General features: G+C 51.1%; 1 protein-coding gene. It reads left to right on the forward strand.

The window, feature by feature from the left end:
* Positions 1–135: 135 nt before the first annotated feature.
* A partial coding sequence (locus tag SQ11_RS15695) for a TolC family protein (protein ID WP_198140905.1) occupies positions 136–709 on the forward strand: 574 nt, incomplete at its 3' end.

The following is a 709-nucleotide window of genomic DNA, read 5'->3' on the forward strand; positions in this document are numbered from 1 at the left end:
TAATACCTGGAGCTTCAACACCGTACCACTGACACCCCATACCGCTTCATTGTTCGTTTCTATTTCCTGCCGAGATTCGTCAGGCAAACGCAAGTTGAAGCAGTCTATATTTACCTCATGTGGAAATCGACTGTCATGCGCTGTTCAGCGTTATTTATCCTTGCTTTGTGGGCCGTACTCCCAGGTAACAGCCAAGCCTACGATATTACCGTCAGTCTGAAAGAAGCCGAGCAGTTGGCGCTGACTCGTAACCGCGATCTCCGCTTTGCCCGACGAAATATTGAAGCTGCGGCAGCGGAAACACTCAATGCAGCTGCTTTCCCCAACCCCACACTTGCGGTTAATGCCAGTCATTTAAATCTTAAATCTGACCCAACTACTGCATTCAGCTCCAGAACGCCAACCGAAAGCGAAATTCGTATTGATCAGACTCTTGAACGAGGTGGTAAGAGAGCGCTCCGAATGGCACAAGCAGACAGTAAACTCACCGCTACTCGGTTCGATTTTGACGATACGCTGCGGCAAACTCGGTTCAATGCACGCAGCGCTTGGTTTGAACTTAAACTGGCTGAGCATCACGTTGAACTGAGCGGCATTATTGCCGGCCAGTCTGAGCATATATTGGAATTGGCTCGACGCCGCTATCAAGCAGGCGATCTATCCGGTGCTGATCTGGGGCGCTTCGAAACCGACGCTGCCCGAGCCCACG

The sequence above is a fragment of the Nitrosospira sp. NpAV genome (genome assembly GCF_000832065.1).
In the GTDB taxonomy this organism is placed as follows: Bacteria; Pseudomonadota; Gammaproteobacteria; order Burkholderiales; family Nitrosomonadaceae; genus Nitrosospira.